Here is a 16,048-nt window from a genome sequence, read left to right as displayed (position 1 = left end):
TCCGCGCTACGGCCAGACGTCGGGCTCCGCGGTCGCGATGACCTTGCCCTTCGCGTTCAGCGCTTGGGCCGCGATGTACGGACGGTCTGCCATCCGCTGCGCGGTCTCGAAACCGTCTCGGCTCACGGTCGCCACGACATGGGCCGACTTCTTGTCGCCGCCGGCGATGAAGCGCCACGACTTCACTTCGGTCGAGCCGTTCCAGCTGACGTACGCCGTGCCGTCCTGGTACACGAACTTCGGCGGCTCACTCGGCGTTGCATGCCACCGATGGCGGTGCACGCGGTAGCTCTGGCCGATGACCGCGGCGTCGTACAGCAGCTTGCCGCGGCGGTTGTACTCGGAGTAGTTCTCCTCCGAGCCCCAGCCGATCATCACATGACCGTCCGGCAGCACCTGCATGTTGCCCTGGCTCGCCGACAGTCGCCCGTCCGGCGGGAGGTACTCGGCGACGACCTGCGCCGTCATCTTCTTCTCGTCGAGCGCGAGCCGCAGGCCGCGAGACTCCTCGCCGACCGTCGGCGCCGCCTCGTTGTCGAACATCGTGATCGTGCCGTCCGGCTGACGCTGCGCATCGTGCTGGTACGCGAACTCGGAGTCGCCCTGCATGTCGAAGTCGGTGTTCTTGCCGCCGAGTGTCCAGTCGAGCTTGCCGGTGCGCTTGTCGATGCGGTAGACGGCTCTGGTGTTACGTGCCGACACGAGCAGCCCGTGTTTGCCGTCGCGGTACACCGAGTTGACGTGGAACGGGTCGAGCGGAGCCTTCTTGGTGCCTGGCTCGTCGGGGTTGCTCTCGGGGTCCTCGGTCGTCTCGCTCAGCGGTACGTGGTCGAGCATGCTCCAGCGGAACTTCACCTTGCCGGTCTTCACATCGACCTCCTGCACCACGCAGTCGGCGACGTAGCCGTCCTTCGCACCGCCGATCGAGGTCAGGTCGCGGCGAACCACCGGGAAGCTCGTCATCAGCGCCGTGCCCTGAGGCGTCAGCGTCATGTTGTGGAAGTCGGCACCGAGCTTCGGAGTCGTCACGGTGGCGACCTCGCGGTACGACCGATCCATCAGCACATACTCGCCGTGGCCGTAGCCACCGGACAGGTGCTGCCCCTGCCACCAGGTCAGCACCGGCTTGCCCTGGTAGGTCTGCACGCGGAAGTCGTACGTCCAGCGGTCACCGACCGGGTTGATCCACACCGGCTCGCCCTCGGAGTCGACGATGACCGGACCGTGCATCGGGTCGTCCGCGCCCTTCGGCGCCAGGAACACCTTGCCGGGCGCGGCCTTGTCTGTGTCGCCTTCAATGTCGATGACGGGGCCAGGCAGATCCGGGCGGCTGACGAAGTCCACCGTCGTTGCCTCGTCGTCTGTCGTCGCCTCGTCCGATGTGCTCTCCGACGACTCAGTCGCGGCGGAGTCCGGCTCCTGCGCGCAGGCCGACACGATGAGCGCCGCGCCGGCCACTGCCGCCGCGGCTTTGGTCAAAACACGCCTCGAACTCATTCCCTCACCATGTCAATGACGCACAACTCGGCCGCCAGGATGCCTGACGACCAGCGAACTTCACAGATCGACCCCGACGAGCACCGGCTCATTGTTCAGGGTGACGTCGTACGCGGCGCGGACGCCATCACGTATCTCGCGGGCGAGGTCCAAGACCTCCGCCGTCGTGGCGCCGCCGCGGTTCGTGAGCGCGAGCAAGTGTTTGCCGGACAGTCGTGCATTGCCTTCGCCGTAACCCTTGGGGAACCCGGCATGGTCGATCAGCCAGGCGGCGCTGGTCTTGACCTGCCCGCCGGGCTCCGGGAACCGCGGGGCGTCACCGGGGAGGCGCGCGGCATCGTCGGACGCAAGTATCGGGTTCGTGAAGAACGACCCGGCGCTCCACGTGTCGTGATCGTGCTCATCGAGCACCATGCCCTTGCCGCGCCGCAGCGTCAGCACCGCCTCGCGTACGTCGGCGGACTTGGCGCGCTCGCCCTGCTCGACGCCGAGTCTGCGCGCGAGCTCGGCGTACCGCACGGGTGCGGACAGCTCGCCGAGCGCGAATCGGAAGGTCACCGACAAGATCAGGTGCCGACCCGGCGACTGTTTGAACCTGCTCGTCCGGTACGCGAAACCGCAGTCGGCCGCGGAGAACGTACGCAGCCGCCGCTCCTCTCGGTCGTACGTACGCACGCTCGCAATGGTCTGCGCGACCTCCTGGCCGTACGCTCCGACGTTCTGGATCGGGACCGCTCCCGCGAGACCGGGGATGCCCGATAGCGCTTCGACGCCGACCCACTGCTCATCGACGGCTCGCCGTACGAACGGGTCCCACTCCTCGCCGGCAGCCACCGTGACCATCACTGCGCCGCTCGCGTCGACCTCGATGTCGACACCGCGCGTACGCACCAGCACGGCCGTGCCCGAGAACCCGTCATCGGCCACGACGACGTTACTGCCGCCGCCGAGAACGAGCACCGGCTCGTTCGCGTCGTCGGCGTCGCCCACGACCTCGAGCAGCTCCGACTCGGTGTCGACCTCGACCAGCCGGCACGCGGGTCCGCCGAGCCGCAGCGTCGTCAGTGGTGCGAGCGCGGCGTCGTACTGCTCACGCAACGAACGCCCTCGCCATCCCGAGCACCTTCTCGTCGCCGCACCGGACCGTCAGGTCGATGCGGGTACGCCCGTCATCGTCGTCGCCCTTGACGAGCCCTGCCACCTCGATCTCGGTGCCCTGCTCGTCATCGGGAACCAGCACCGGCTTGGTGAACCGCACCGCGAACTCCGCGACGCGTTGACCGTCGTCGAGCCACGACTCCACGGCACGACCGGCGAGCGCCATCGTGTACATGCCGTGTGCGAGGACTCCCGGCAGCCCCACCGACATCGCAACCCGGTCGGACCAGTGGATCGGGTTGAAGTCACCGCTCGCACCGGCGTAGCGAACCAGGTCGGCACGGGTGATGGCGTAGGAGATCGGGCCGAGCTCGGCGCCTTCGGTGATGCTCATGCGTCGGCTCCCGATTTGTGCGCGAGGGTCGCGTACGCCGAGCAGACGTGCTCGCCGTCGGCCGCGACGATATCGCTGCGGGTCGTGATGATGTCGGTGCCCGCCATGTGCCGAAGCTTCTCGACCTGCAGCTGGGCGGTCAGCACGTCACCGGCGCGGATTGCGCGCTCGGAGACGAACCGCTGGTCGGCGTGTACGACGTTGCGGAGCTCGATACCGACCTCCGGATCGCCCATCAGAGCGGTCATCGCCTTGAAGGCGATCACGATCGGGAACGTCGGCGGCGCCTCGTCGCCGGCCTCGGCATAGCCGACCGCCGCAGCGAACTCGGCGATCTCATGTCGGCTCACGTCGTACGGCGCGGTCGGCGGGAACGTACGACCGACGAGTTCGGGATCGAGTGCCATGGGACGAGATTAGGCGTAGCGCGCGCGTACGCGAAACGGCACCCGACCGCGCGTACGCGGTGGGTGCCATTCGAGCGTCGAACCAGAGCGCCTGACGTCAGCGGGTCTCGCGGTGATCGGTGTGCTGCTTGCAACGCGGGCAGTACTTCTTGAGGTCCATCCGGTCCGGATCGTTGCGGCGGTTCTTCTTGGTGATGTAGTTCCGCTCCTTGCACACGGTGCAAGCCAAGGTGATCTTGGGGCGGACGTCTGAGCTCTTGCTGGCCACTGGAGTGTCCTCTGTCGGTCGTACTGCTTCATCGGCGCCCAGGTGCGGCGCCTGCCTGCCGGTTTGGCTTGTTACGTAGCGGGGGCGGGGCTCGAACCCGCGACCTCACGATTATGAGCCGTGCGCTCTGACCAACTGAGCTACCCCGCCACGGGGAGGGTGATCCGCCGCGAGCGACGAACCATCCAACCCAGAGCCCCTTTACGGAATCGAACCGTAGACCTTCTCCTTACCATGGAGACGCTCTGCCGACTGAGCTAAAGGGGCGAGCCGACGGTCGATGGTACACAGTGCGACCGCGAATAGAGAAATCGGCCATGCCAGGACAATTCTGGCCCGCCGGCGCGGGCCGCGTCGACCCCTCACCCAACTGGTTTCGGATTGCACTACCGGCCGGTAGCATCAAGTAGTACATTCGTCCCAATCACGTCTTCCGCGGGAGCGAACCTCATCATGCGCGTCACGTCCTTGCAGAACCGCCGGGTCTTCATGACCGGCGCCGCCAGCGGCATCGGTCGCGCGACGGCACTCGCGGCAGCCCGCGACGGCGCCGAGCTCTACCTCACCGACCTCGACGGCACACAGCTCGACCGAGTGGTCGCCGAAGTACGCGACGCGGGCGGGCGGATCGCCTTCGCAAAACCGGCAGATGTGGCCGACTACGAAGCGATTCGTACGCTCGCCGAAGAGATCCACGATGCGCATGGCTCGATGGACGTCGTGATGAACATCGCCGGCATCTCCACCTGGGGCACCATCGACCGACTCGAGCACCGGCACTGGCAGCGCACCGTCGAGATCGACCTGATGGGGCCGATCCACGTCATGGAGTGCTTCGTACCCGCGATGATCGAGGCGGGCCGCGGCGGTCTGGTGGTGAATGTCTCGTCGGCGGCCGGGTTGTTCGGCCTGCCGTGGCATGCGCCGTACAGCGCGGCCAAGTTCGGGCTCCGAGGAGTCTCCGAGGTACTGCGCTTCGATCTCGCCCGACACGGCATCGGCGTGAAGCTGGTGTGCCCTGGCGCGGTGAACACTCCCCTGGTCGGCAGTGTCGACATCGTGGGAGTCGAACGCGACGCACCGGAGATACGCGAGCTGATCGAGAAGTTCCAACGTCACGCGGTGACGCCGGAGCAGGCGGCCGAGGCGATCATGCGCGGCATTCGGTCGCGGCGCCACCTCGTATTCACCTCCCGCGACATCGCGTTCGGGCACTGGTGGCAGCGCAAGTTCGCCCCTGCGTACGACGTCGCGATGACCTACCTCAACCGCCGCTTCACCAAGGTCGCCGAGCGCAACCTCCGCTGACGACCAGGGCCCCTCGACCCCTTCGTACGCCCAGCGCGGTGCGTCGAAGGCGCCCGAACGGTCGGGCCATCGATCTCATGGAATAGGTTAGGCACACCTAACTGAACCGGAGGCGTCATGGCCCATCACATCCGTCGTCGAACCGTCCTGATCGGTGGTGCGGCCCTGTTTCTATCGGCCTGCGGGCGCGAGAACGACGATGCACCGGCATCCGCCGGCTCTGGCGGGCAGTTCCCGGCGACGGCCGAGCACAAGTACGGAACCATCACCGTCGAGAGCCGGCCGGAGCGCATCGTGATCGTCGGGCTCACCGAGCAGGACACCGTGCTCGCGCTCGGGCACACGCCGATCGCGACGACCGAGTGGTACGGCGAGCAGCCGTACGCCGTGTGGCCGTGGGCCCAAGACGCGCTCGGCGACGCGGAACCCACCGTACTCAGCGCCACCGACGGGTTCGACTTCGAGAAGATCGCCACCCTGCGCCCTGACCTGATCATCGGCACCAACTCAGGCGTGACGAAGGACGACTACGACAAGCTCTCGGAGCTGGCGCCCACCCTCGCGGCTCCCCAGGGCGCATCGGACTACTTCTCGCCATGGCCCGTACAGACCCGCCTGATCGGCGACGCGCTCGGTCTGCGGCCCGAAGCGGACAAGCTGATCGACGACATCAAGAGCCGGTTCAGGTCCGAGGCAAGCAAGCATCCGGAGTTCGCGGACAAGTCGATCGTGTTCCTGCAGAACGCCGTCTACGACAGCACCTACATCGCGTACCCGGACGGCCTGGGTACGGAGTTCCTGACCGCACTCGGCTTCACTGTCCCGGGATACCTCGACCAGTACCGCCGCGAGGGAGCACAGGCCTACATCCCCGCGGAGAAGATCGACATCATCGACGGCGCAGACGTGTTGTTGTGGGCGACCGAGAAGCCGGCCGACCTGGACCGGTTCGAGGGCGAGGCGACGTTCATGAACCTCGCGCCGGTCGAGGAGGGCCGCTCCGCGTACACCGACGGCACACTCGCGGGAGCGATCTACTTCACGTCACCGCTGAGTCTGCCGTACATCCTCGACCGGCTCCCAGCCATGCTCGCCGACGCGGTCCGCGGCGGCGTACCGCGAGAGATCACGTCGTGACCTGCACACGGCAGCGGGCCACGATCACGGCCCGAGTGAAACGAATGAGGCCCGACCTTGCGGTCGGGCCTCACGTCGGTGGCAGGTGCAGGATTCGAACCTGCGTAGGCAATGCCGGCTGATTTACAGTCAGCTCCCTTTGGCCGCTCGGGCAACCTGCCGGGGTTCGCTGCCGCGGGTGCGAGCGGATCGAGCATCCCCCTGTGCGCCACGAAGCAACGAGGAGAAACAATAGCGTAGGAGACTTTCAGCAACGAAACCGCGTTCACCGAAACCGCATCCACTCCGGAGGGTACGAATGGCCAGCGAGTCATCGTTCGACATCGTCAGCAAGGTCGACAAGCAGGAGGTCGACAACGCCGTCAACCAGGCGTCCCGCGAGCTGGCGACGCGGTTCGACTTCAAGAACACCGGCGCGTCGGTCGAGCGCAGCGGTGAGCTCGGCATCGAGATCACCGCGAATGCCGACGAGCGGGCGCTCGCCGCACTCGACGTACTGAAGGACAAGTTCGTCAAGCGCGGTGTTTCGCTGAAGGCTCTCGAGGAAGGCGAGCCGCGCCAGTCGGGCAAAGAGTCGAAGATCTCGTGCACGCTCAAGGACGGCCTCACCCAGGACCAGGCGAAGCAGATCGCCAAGCTGATCCGCGACGAGGGCATGAAGGGCGTCAAGACCCAGGTGCAAGGCGATGAGCTCCGTGTGAGCAGCAAGAAGCGCGACGATCTGCAGGAGGTCATCGCGCTGGTGAAGGCCGCCGACCTCGACTTCGCGACACAGTTCGTCAACTACCGCTGACACCGCCCCGTGAGCCGCACGTTCCGGCCCCGAAATCGCAAAAATAGGGGCTGAAACGTGCGGCCCAGCGGGCGGGGGTGCGGTTCGGCCAGCACCTGGCTCACATGGTGGGACCCGTCACGCGCCGGTTCCGTCAGCGTACGATCGAGGGTGGCGGAGGCCTCCGTAGAAGGGAACACCCTCAGTGTCGAAGCAGGTACAACAGCTGGATCGCGTCGTGATCCGGTTCGCCGGTGACTCCGGAGACGGAATGCAGCTGACGGGGGACCGATTCACCCAGGAGACGGCCGCATTCGGCAACGATCTGTCCACGCTGCCGAACTTCCCGGCAGAGATCCGCGCACCCGCGGGTACGCAGGCCGGCGTCTCTTCCTTCCAACTGCACTTCGCCGACCACGACATCCTGACTCCCGGCGACCGCCCAGACGTACTGGTCGCGATGAACCCGGCCGCGCTGAAGGCGAACGTGAGCGACCTCGCCGACGGCGGCACGCTCATCGTCGACACCCACGACTTCGGTAAGCGCAACCTCGCGCGCGCCGGCTACGACGCCAACCCGCTCGAGGACGGCAGCCTGGAGTCGTACAACCTGCACACGGTCGACCTCACCGCGATCACCGTCGAGGCGATCGACGAGTTCGGGCTGTCGCGCAAGGACGCCTCACGGGCCAAGAACATGTTCGCGCTCGGCCTGCTGTCGTGGATGTACGGCCGGCCGACCGACGGCACCATCGAGTTCCTGTCGCAGCGGTTCGCGTCGAAGCCGGACATCCGCGACGCGAACCTCACGGCCTTCCGCAGCGGCTGGAACTACGGCGAGACGACCGAGGCGTTCGCCGTCTCGTACGAGATCAAGCCAGCGGCGCTGCCTGCAGGTACGTACCGCAACATCACCGGTAACACCGCACTGTCGTACGGCATCGTGGCGGCGGGTGTGCAGACCGGGCTCGACGTGTTCCTGGGCGCGTACCCGATCACACCGGCTTCGGACATCCTGCACGAGGTCAGCAAGCACAAGAACTTCGGCGTCACGACGTTCCAGGCAGAGGATGAGATCGCCTCGATCGGCGCGGCGCTCGGAGCCTCCTTCGGTGGCGCGCTCGGCGTGACGACGACGTCCGGCCCCGGCGTGGCACTGAAGTCCGAGACGATCGGGCTCGCAGTGATGCTGGAGCTGCCGCTGCTGGTGATCGACGTTCAGCGCGGCGGGCCGTCGACGGGCCTGCCGACCAAAACCGAACAGGCCGACCTCCTACAGGCGATGTACGGCCGCAACGGCGAGGCCCCGATCCCGATCGTCGCCCCGCGTTCGCCTTCGGACTGTTTCGACGCCGTGCTGGAGGCGACTCGCATCGCCGTGACCTACCGCACGCCGGTGATGCTGCTGTCCGACGGCTACATCGCCAACGGCTCGGAGCCGTGGGCGATCCCCGATATCGAGAGTCTGCCGCGGATCCGGCCCGACTTCGTCACCGGCCCGAACCACACGGCCGACGACGGCACCGAGGAGTTCCTCCCGTACCTCCGTGACCCCGAGACGCTGGCGCGCCCGTGGGCACCGCCGGGGGTCGCCGGGCTCGAGCACCGCGTCGGCGGGCTCGAGAAGGCCGACCGCACCGGCGACATCTCGTACGACCCCGACAACCACCACCGGATGGTGACCTTCCGCGACGCGAAGGTGCATCGCGTCGCCGACACGATCGGCGCAACCGACCTCGACGACCCGACCGGCGACGCACGGCTGCTGGTGATCGGCTGGGGCTCGTCGTACGGCCCCATCGGAGCGGGCGTACGAAGGGCGCGCGCGGCCGGCTACCACGTGGCGCAGGCGCATCTGCGTCACCTCAACCCGTTCCCGCCCGACCTCGGCGAGGTGCTGCACCGCTACGACAAGGTGTTGGTGCCCGAGATGAACCTCGGTCAGCTGCGCACGCTGCTGCGCGCCGAGTATCTCGTCGACGCCGTCGGCTACAACCAGGTACGCGGACTTCCGTTCGGCGCAGCCGAGTTGTCCGACGTGATCCGAGCCACCGCAGACTCCCTCGAAGAGGAGGCCGTCCGATGACCGCCGTCGACCTGCCCACGCCGAGCCTGGCGCGTGACGGGCTCGCATCCGTACCCACGACGGACGAGAAGCAGACCCGCAAGGAGTTCGGCTCCGACCAGGAGGTGCGCTGGTGCCCCGGTTGCGGCGACTACGTCGTGCTGGCAGCCGTACAGGGCTTCCTGCCCGAGCTCGGGTTGAAACGCGAGAACATAGTGTTCGTATCGGGCATCGGCTGCTCGTCGCGCTTCCCGTACTACCTCGACACGTACGGAATGCATTCGATCCACGGTCGGGCGCCGGCGATCGCGACCGGACTCGCGTCGACCCGACCGGACCTGTCGGTGTGGGTCGTCACGGGAGACGGCGATGCACTTTCGATCGGCGGCAACCACCTCATCCACGCGCTGCGGCGCAACGTCAACATGACGATTCTGCTGTTCAACAACAGGATCTACGGCCTCACCAAGGGGCAGTACTCCCCCACGTCCGAACTCGGCAAGGTCACCAAGTCGACCCCGTACGGATCGCTGGACACCCCGTTCAACCCGGTATCGGTCGCGCTCGGTGCGGAGGCGACGTTCGTGGCGCGCACGATCGACTCGGACCGCAAACACCTGACCGGTGTGCTCCGCGAGGCCGCAGCACACCGTGGCACCTCGCTCGTCGAGATCTACCAGAACTGCCCGATCTTCAATGACGGCGCATTCGACACGATCAAGGACAACGAGACGAAGGACTACGCGGTCATCCGGCTCGAGCACGGTCAGCCCGTGCGTTTCGGCCCCAATGGTGAGCAGGGGCTCGTACGCGACGGGGCGACGGGTGCTTTCGAGGTCGTCGACGTCACCGGCGACGACGATGTCGACAAGCTGGTCGTGCACGATGCGTACGCCGAAGACCCCAGCCAGGCGTTCGCGTTGTCGCGGCTCACCGCCGCCGGCCAGCTCGACCGCGCACCGGTGGGGATCTTCCGCCAGATCGAGCGTCCTACGTACGACGATTTGGCCCGGCAGCAGGTCGAGTCCGCCACCGAGATGAACGGCTCCGGTGACTTGCAGACCCTGATCACCGGCCCCGACACCTGGAAGGTCAGCTGACCCGACGGGCGCCGTAGGCGCTCAGAGCTCGGCCGCGAGTTGTGCGTGCAGATCCAGCAGGCCGGGGATCTGCTCGGCGGGACGTCGGCCCATGCCACATTCCGTTGCGATGCCGAATTCCGAGATCGCGGCCCTGGCGGCGGCGATCCGGCGTTCGGCGCCGGGCTGCCCGTCCGTTGCGTGTACGAGCCCGAGGTAGACGGTCGTCTCCGGTCGAAGGGCGAGCGCACTCAGAGGTTCGAAGTACGCGGCGTCGTCGCGCCCGCGCGGCACCGGAAGGTGCACCCAGTTCAGGTCGCGATCGAGACCCGCGCCGAGGTCGTTCGCGATGTCGGCGAGCTTCGAGGTGTCGGCGGGCTCCACGAAGTGCTCGTGCCCGAAGTCGCCGTAGCAGAGGTGATAGCCCAGCTGCACGCCCGCGGGCACGGCGTTGCCGAGACGCACGAGTCGCCGCGCGACCTCCGCACGCTGGTCGTCGTAGTCCGCTCCGAACCACGACGGAAATACGCCCTCGAACACCGCGAACTCGACCGCAGTGTCCCACTGGACGGCGAGACGGTCTGCCGGGACCGCGGCGACGATCTCGGCGAGCTCGCGCAGGATCGCATCCTCGTAAGCAACCTCGAGCTCGGCCTGGTGTGCGCCGACGAATGCCGCCACAACGGCGATCGGCGTGGGGAGGCTCACTTGGAACCGCACCTCGGGCGCGATCACTCCACCGTCCTGCAGCTCGCTGAAGATCTGCCATGACGCCCGTGCAGCGTCTGCGTACCCCAGCGACTCGAACCTCACCGACGCCGGATCGATGCCGGGCTTTGCCTGCACTCGCATGCTCGGCCCGTACTCCGGGCTCGGCGGCGGCACGGTCTCGAGGTCGGGATGTGCCTGCAGCATCGGGAGCTGCCAGACGACCCAGTTGTCGCGTACGCCCGTCTCACCGTCGGGGATCCGCCCGACGGCGACGCCAAGTCGATGCGCGGCCTGGGTGAACACGGCCGTGGCGTCCGCCAGCGGGACGCTGCCGCAGAGGTGGACTGGGACAAGCGGGCCCGGCATAGCGGCTCCTGGATTCGATGGTGGCGCTGATACGCAGGAAGGTATCAGCGTCCAGTCGTACGCAGGCCGATATCTCAGTATGTGTTAGCTTCTCGCGATCGACGCGTCGGTGTCGGCGAGGAACGCACCCAGCTGGCGGACGAACTCCTCGGGCTGGTCCTCGTTGACCATCGTGTGTGCGTCGAGGATCTCGACGGAGCGGGCGTGCGGGATCAGCTCGGCGAGTCGACGCCCGTGCTCCGCCGGCATCATCGCGCTCTCCGGCGCCCAGACAATCAGCGTCGGACCCTCGAAGTCCGCGAGCCGCTCCGTCGCCGCGATCAGTTCTGACTTCGGCGGCTGCCGACGACCGTACTTACGCAGGTCACGACGGATATCAGCAGAGGCAAGACCCGGCGCGGTCCATTCGCGTGCGATGTCGTCGGGCAGCCCCTTCTTGAACAACCCGCCGAACATCAGCGGGGAGTTCCGGAGCCAAGAGATCCGCAACTGGCGCAGGCCAAGGCTGATGCCACCGGGCAGTCTGCAGGCGAGTACGGCCACTTTGCCGGCGAGTCCCGGCGGGAAGTTGTCGTACGCCTCGGCTGGGCAGATCACCTGCCGCGCAATGCGGTCGTCACGACCTTCGGCGGTGAGGAAGAGGCTTCCTCCCCAGTCGATCGTGACCAGCGTGACGTCGTGCAGGTCGAGTGCGTCCAGGAAGTCCGCGACCAAATTGGTCATGGCGAACAGCGCGAGGTCGGCGTCCTCGTTCATCGGAATGCGATGCGAACCGAGGGGGAGGTTCGGAGTGATGCAGCGATAGGAGTCCGCTAGCTGCGGTACCACGTCGCGCCACGTCGAACCGTTCATGAACAGGCCGTGCAGGAAGACGACCACCGGACCGTCGCCGCCGGTGTCTGCGTACTCGATGGTGCCTGCCGGTACTGATGCTGTCTGCATCGCTTCGCCCCCAACTAGCCGGCCTCGACTAGAGTGATCGTTCTAGAATGATCGCTCTAGTATGGTCCGCGGAGGTGCTGATGACAACCGGAACCCGTGACCGGATCGTGGCGAGCACGGCCGAGCTACTGCGCGACCAGGGCTACGCCGCTACCGGCATCAAACAGATAGTCGAGCGCGCGGGCGCGCCGTTCGGTTCGATCTATCACCACTTTCCCGGCGGCAAACAGCAGATCAGTGCCGAAGCGATCCGCACCTCGGGCGCCGAGTACGCGGGCGTGCTCCCGCTCGCGTTTGCCGATGCGCCCGATCTGACCAGCGGCATCCGGCGCTACTTCGAACTGGCCGCGCAGCATCTGGAGGAGTCCGACTTCGCCGACGCGTGCCCGATCGCCACCGTCGCGCTCGAGGTCGCGAGTACGAACGAGCCATTGCGCGAAGCGACGGCCGAGGTCTTCACGTCCTGGCAGCACGTCGGCACCGCGTACTTCGTCGACCGCGGTGTCGATGCCGAAACCGCAGCCGAGCTCACGACTGCGCTGGTGTGCGGCCTGGAGGGAGCGTTCGTGATCTCCCGGGCAACACGTACGACCACAGCCCTGCTGACCTGCGGCGATGTCCTCGCGCGGAGCTTCGCCGACCGCCTACCGGACTGACCGCGCTGACGCCATCCACGATCACTAGACTCATCTGGTGAGTGCTGAGTTCGCGGATGATCGACGCCGAGGTTTCGTGTTCGGCGCCGCCGCGTACACCATCTGGGGGTTCTTCCCGCTCTACTTCCCGTTGCTGGAGCCCGCCGGACCGGTGGAGATCCTCTCGCACCGGGTCGTCTGGTCGTTGGCGCTGGTCATCGGCCTGCTCACCCTGCTCGGCAAATGGCGCAGCGCGCTGGCCGTCGTACGGTCGCCGCGCCGGCTCGGCTTGTTGACCCTGGCCGCGATCTTCATCGCCGTGAACTGGGGCGTGTACATCTACGGCGTCAACAACGGGCACGTCGTCGAGACCTCGCTCGGCTACTTCATCAACCCGCTGGTGACGATCCTGATGGGTGTCGTCGTCCTGGGCGAGCGGCTCCGCGTCGTGCAGTGGGCGGCGCTCGCTCTCGCATTCGCTGCGGTGATCGAGCTGGGTGTCGACTATGGCCGGCCGCCGTACATCTCGTTGGCGCTTGCGTTCTCGTTCGCCACGTACGGGCTGCTGAAGAAGAAGGTCGGCGTCGGAGCACTGGAAGGGCTCGGTCTGGAGACCATGGTGCTCGCACCGCTCGCCCTCGCGTACCTCGGCTACCTCGATGTCGACGGCTCGGGATCGTTCGGCCACCGAGGAGTCGGCAACGCCCTGCTACTCGTACTGGCCGGCGTACTCACCGCTATCCCGCTGCTGCTGTTCGCGGGCGCAGCGAACCGAGTCACGATGACGATGCTCGGACTGCTGCAGTACGTGACGCCGACGCTGCAGTTCCTGCTGGGCATCCTGGTCTTCCACGAGGACATGACACCGGCCCGGTGGGTCGGGTTCATTTTGGTCTGGGCCGCGTTGGCGATCATCACCGTCGAGGGCATCGCCAACCGTCGCCGGCTGCTGCGCCGCGCCGCGCAGGCACCGGCCCGCTGACTCCTCGGCGTACCCGACCGTTCACCCGTACGTCATCCGGTGAACGTGTTGGCTGCTTAACGTCACGCACGCAAGACAACTCCCCGCATCTTTGGAGCGAGCGATGCCGCGACTGCTGCCGTTGATCAACCCGACCGGCCCGCATGGGTCTCGAAGCGCGATGACCTGCCACTACCGCTGTGGCGACGCATGCGATAAGCCGATCCCGAACAAATCCGACAACGAGCACATGTCGAATGTGCTCGCCTCCGTGGTTGCGCGCAGGTCGCTCCTCCGAGGTGGCGCGGCGGCGTCGGTGACCGTTGGTCTCGGCGCAACCCTCGCCGGCCCGGCGGCCGCGGCGGTTGCCAAGCCGGGCAAGCCGGGTAAGGGCAGTGCCGCCGCAGAGCTCGCGTTCCGGCCGGTACGCCCGAACGTACGCGACAACGTGACGGTGCCCGCCGGGTACGACTACGACGTCATCATCTCGTGGGGCGACCGGGTCGTGCCGGGTGCGCCACGGTTCAACGTGTACAAGCAGTCGCCCGAGGCACAGGCACAGCAGTTCGGCTACAACTGCGACTACGTCGGCGTACTCCCCGTCCAGGGTGAGAAGAACCGCGCCATCCTCGGCGTCAACAACGAGTACACCGACCCCGAGCTGATGTTCCCGACCGATTGGTACGACGCGGACACCCAGAAGCGCATCGAGATGGCCGCACACGGGTTCAGCGTCGTCGAGATCGAGCGTGGCCGCCGCGACGGCGCGTGGAAGCAGCGTCCGGTCGGTAAGACCAAGCTGAACCGACGGATCACCGCAGACACTCCCATGCAGCTGACCGGCCCGGCCGCCGGTGACAAGCGGATGCGGACGAGCGCGAACCCGAAGGGTCGCACCGCGCGCGGCACGATCGGCAACTGCTCGGGCGGCATGACGCCGTGGGGCACGTTCCTGTCCGGCGAGGAGAACTTCAACGGCTACTTCGACGCATCCGGCGACCTCGACCCGAAGCATGCCGACAGCTACGACCGGTACGGACTGAGCGGCGAGGGCCGCGGCTGGGGCGATGTCGACGACCGGTTCGATCTGACCAAGGAGCCGAACGAGCCGTTCCGGTTCGGCTACATCGTCGAGATCGACCCGCAGCACCCGAAGGCCAAGCCGCGCAAGCGTACGATGCTCGGCCGGATGAAGCACGAAGGTGCGACGACCTCGCTCAGCAAGGACGGCCGCGTCGTCGTCTACATGGGCGACGACGAGCGCGGCGACTACATCTACAAGTTCGTGTCCAGGCAGAAGTTCCGCAAGGGCAAGGCCGCGAAGGCTCGCGAGCACAACCTCGGCCTGCTGGACGACGGCACGCTGTACGTCGCGAAGTTCACCGGCGACGGGCTCGACGACGATGAGTACGACGGCACCGGTGAGTGGATCGCACTCACCTCCGCGACGGAGTCGTACGTGGACGGGATGACCGTCGCCGACGTGCTGATCGACACGCGGCTCGCGGCCGACTCGGTGTCGCCGACGAAGATGGACCGCCCCGAGGACATCGAGCGCAACCCCGTCACCGGCCGGGTGTACGCGGCGCTGACCAACAACTCGAACCGCGGCAAGGACCAGCCCGTCGACGAGGCGAACCCGCTGGACACCTCAATGGTTCGCGAATCGCTCGATGCACCGCTGACGAGCGCATCGGGCAACCGCAACGGGTACGTACTCGAGTGGGTCGAGCGTGGCAACGACGCGGCTGCGACGGCGTTCCGGTGGAACCTGTTCCTGGTCTGCGGCGATCCGGAGGCACCCGAGACGTACTTCGGCGGGTTCCCGAAGGAGCAGGTCAGCCCGATCTCCTGCCCGGACAACGTGGCGTTCGACCCTGCCGGCAATCTGTGGATCTCGACCGACGGTAACGCGCTCGGGTCCAACGACGGGATGTTCGCCGTACCGACACGGGGCAGCGAGCGCGGCAACGTACGTCAGTTCCTGACCGTTCCGGTCGCCGCCGAGACGTGCGGGCCGCTGGTATCGGAGGACGGCCTCACGGTGTTCGCCGCCGTGCAGCATCCGGGTGAGTCCGACGGCGCGACCTTCGAGGAGCCGACCTCGACGTGGCCGCACACCGACCGCTTCCCGCGGCCGTCGGTCATCTGCACGTACCGCATCGACAACCAGCGCATCGGTCGCTGACCCGACGCTGCTGAGGCGGCCGGCGCGAACGTGGTTCGCGCCGGCCGCTTCGTCGTTGTACGTAGGGCCTCTCGGCATTCGTCGCACCAAGTGCACCGGCTGCGGGCTCGGACTCCTTGCCGGCGTCCCCGATTCGGCTGGCTCTTGCCGGGTCGGTGGGTGGTGGTTCACCAAGTAGACATGGTGGAACTCCACCTTGCACGGCAGGGACACCGTGCAA

General features: G+C 67.0%; 15 protein-coding genes and 3 tRNA genes. 8 read left to right on the top strand and 10 right to left on the bottom strand.

All coding sequences use genetic code 11. The annotated features are described in order from the left end of the window. Positions 1 to 6: 6 nt before the first annotated feature. The 7 genes from MU582_04225 to MU582_04195 all read right to left on the bottom strand — a co-directional run bounded on the left by MU582_04225 (position 7) and on the right by MU582_04195 (position 3,931). Positions 7 to 1,497, bottom strand: coding sequence for an arylsulfotransferase family protein (locus MU582_04225; GenBank protein UPK75850.1), 1,491 nt, complete (start codon positions 1,495 to 1,497; stop codon positions 7 to 9). Between the two features lie 60 nt (positions 1,498 to 1,557). Beyond that, positions 1,558 to 2,595: a UDP-N-acetylmuramate dehydrogenase gene (locus tag MU582_04220; GenBank protein UPK75849.1), complete on the bottom strand. Its 1,038-nt coding sequence runs from the start codon at positions 2,593 to 2,595 to the stop codon at positions 1,558 to 1,560. Next, positions 2,588 to 2,989 (bottom strand): MaoC family dehydratase, encoded by a 402-nt coding sequence (locus MU582_04215; GenBank protein ID UPK75848.1) that lies wholly within the window; start codon positions 2,987 to 2,989, stop codon positions 2,588 to 2,590. Before MU582_04215 ends, MU582_04220 begins: the two co-directional genes overlap by 8 nt. After that, the gene (locus tag MU582_04210; GenBank protein UPK75847.1) at positions 2,986 to 3,396 is read right to left on the bottom strand and encodes a MaoC family dehydratase N-terminal domain-containing protein; all 411 of its coding nucleotides are present in this window, start codon (positions 3,394 to 3,396) and stop codon (positions 2,986 to 2,988) included. The genes MU582_04215 and MU582_04210 overlap by 4 nt, the downstream gene beginning before the upstream one ends. Positions 3,397 to 3,493: 97 nt before the next feature. Then, a complete protein-coding gene (rpmG, locus tag MU582_04205; protein ID UPK75846.1) occupies positions 3,494 to 3,664 on the bottom strand; it encodes a 50S ribosomal protein L33 in 171 nt (56 codons plus the stop codon). Positions 3,665 to 3,740: 76 nt separating this feature from the next. Continuing rightward, a tRNA-Met gene (locus MU582_04200) sits at positions 3,741 to 3,814 on the bottom strand. 44 nt (positions 3,815 to 3,858) lie between these two features. Next, a tRNA-Thr gene (locus tag MU582_04195) sits at positions 3,859 to 3,931 on the bottom strand. A 186-nt stretch (positions 3,932 to 4,117) separates the two neighbouring features. Here MU582_04195 and MU582_04190 point away from each other — a divergent pair. Together MU582_04190 and MU582_04185 are read left to right on the top strand one after the other, a co-directional pair. Continuing rightward, positions 4,118 to 4,972, top strand: coding sequence for an SDR family oxidoreductase (locus MU582_04190; protein UPK75845.1), 855 nt, complete (start codon positions 4,118 to 4,120; stop codon positions 4,970 to 4,972). Positions 4,973 to 5,089: 117 nt separating this feature from the next. After that, complete coding sequence (locus MU582_04185; protein ID UPK75844.1) at positions 5,090 to 6,109, top strand: ABC transporter substrate-binding protein; 1,020 nt, start codon at positions 5,090 to 5,092, stop codon at positions 6,107 to 6,109. Positions 6,110 to 6,188: 79 nt separating this feature from the next. Here MU582_04185 and MU582_04180 read toward each other — a convergent pair. Beyond that, positions 6,189 to 6,270 (bottom strand) — tRNA-Tyr (locus MU582_04180). Positions 6,271 to 6,407: 137 nt separating this feature from the next. On the opposite strand from MU582_04180, the gene MU582_04175 reads away from it, so the two are divergent. The 3 genes from MU582_04175 (at position 6,408) to MU582_04165 (ending at position 10,046) form a co-directional block, all read left to right on the top strand. Then, positions 6,408 to 6,902 carry a YajQ family cyclic di-GMP-binding protein gene (locus MU582_04175; protein ID UPK75843.1) on the top strand — a complete coding sequence of 165 codons (495 nt, stop codon included), beginning with the start codon at positions 6,408 to 6,410 and terminating at the stop codon, positions 6,900 to 6,902. 184 nt (positions 6,903 to 7,086) lie between these two features. Next, entirely contained in the window at positions 7,087 to 8,967 is a 1,881-nt protein-coding gene (locus MU582_04170; protein ID UPK75842.1) for a 2-oxoacid:acceptor oxidoreductase subunit alpha, read from the top strand. After that, complete coding sequence (locus MU582_04165) at positions 8,964 to 10,046, top strand: 2-oxoacid:ferredoxin oxidoreductase subunit beta (protein ID UPK75841.1); 1,083 nt, start codon at positions 8,964 to 8,966, stop codon at positions 10,044 to 10,046. Before MU582_04170 ends, MU582_04165 begins: the two co-directional genes overlap by 4 nt. A gap of 21 nt (positions 10,047 to 10,067) precedes the next feature. Here MU582_04165 and MU582_04160 read toward each other — a convergent pair whose 3' ends face one another. Together MU582_04160 and MU582_04155 are read right to left on the bottom strand one after the other, a co-directional pair. Then, the gene (locus tag MU582_04160) at positions 10,068 to 11,102 is read right to left on the bottom strand and encodes a hypothetical protein (protein ID UPK75840.1); all 1,035 of its coding nucleotides are present in this window, start codon (positions 11,100 to 11,102) and stop codon (positions 10,068 to 10,070) included. A gap of 84 nt (positions 11,103 to 11,186) precedes the next feature. After that, on the bottom strand, positions 11,187 to 12,044 hold the full coding sequence (locus MU582_04155; GenBank protein ID UPK75839.1) for an alpha/beta hydrolase: 858 nt from the start codon (positions 12,042 to 12,044) through the stop codon (positions 11,187 to 11,189). Positions 12,045 to 12,124: 80 nt separating this feature from the next. Between MU582_04155 and MU582_04150 the strand changes: the two genes are divergently transcribed. From MU582_04150 to MU582_04140, 3 genes are all read left to right on the top strand, one after another. Next, a complete protein-coding gene (locus MU582_04150) occupies positions 12,125 to 12,700 on the top strand; it encodes a TetR/AcrR family transcriptional regulator (GenBank protein UPK75838.1) in 576 nt (191 codons plus the stop codon). A 37-nt stretch (positions 12,701 to 12,737) separates the two neighbouring features. Then, a complete protein-coding gene (rarD, locus tag MU582_04145; GenBank protein ID UPK75837.1) occupies positions 12,738 to 13,661 on the top strand; it encodes an EamA family transporter RarD in 924 nt (307 codons plus the stop codon). 103 nt (positions 13,662 to 13,764) lie between these two features. Beyond that, complete coding sequence (locus MU582_04140) at positions 13,765 to 15,828, top strand: PhoX family phosphatase (GenBank protein ID UPK75836.1); 2,064 nt, start codon at positions 13,765 to 13,767, stop codon at positions 15,826 to 15,828. Positions 15,829 to 16,048: the final 220 nt, after the last annotated feature.

Source organism: Nocardioidaceae bacterium SCSIO 66511, from assembly GCA_023100825.1.
In the GTDB taxonomy this organism is placed as follows: Bacteria; Actinomycetota; Actinomycetes; order Propionibacteriales; family Nocardioidaceae; genus Solicola.
The sequence above is the reverse complement of the archived record's forward strand: the minus strand, read 5'-3'. Positions and strand labels throughout refer to the sequence as shown.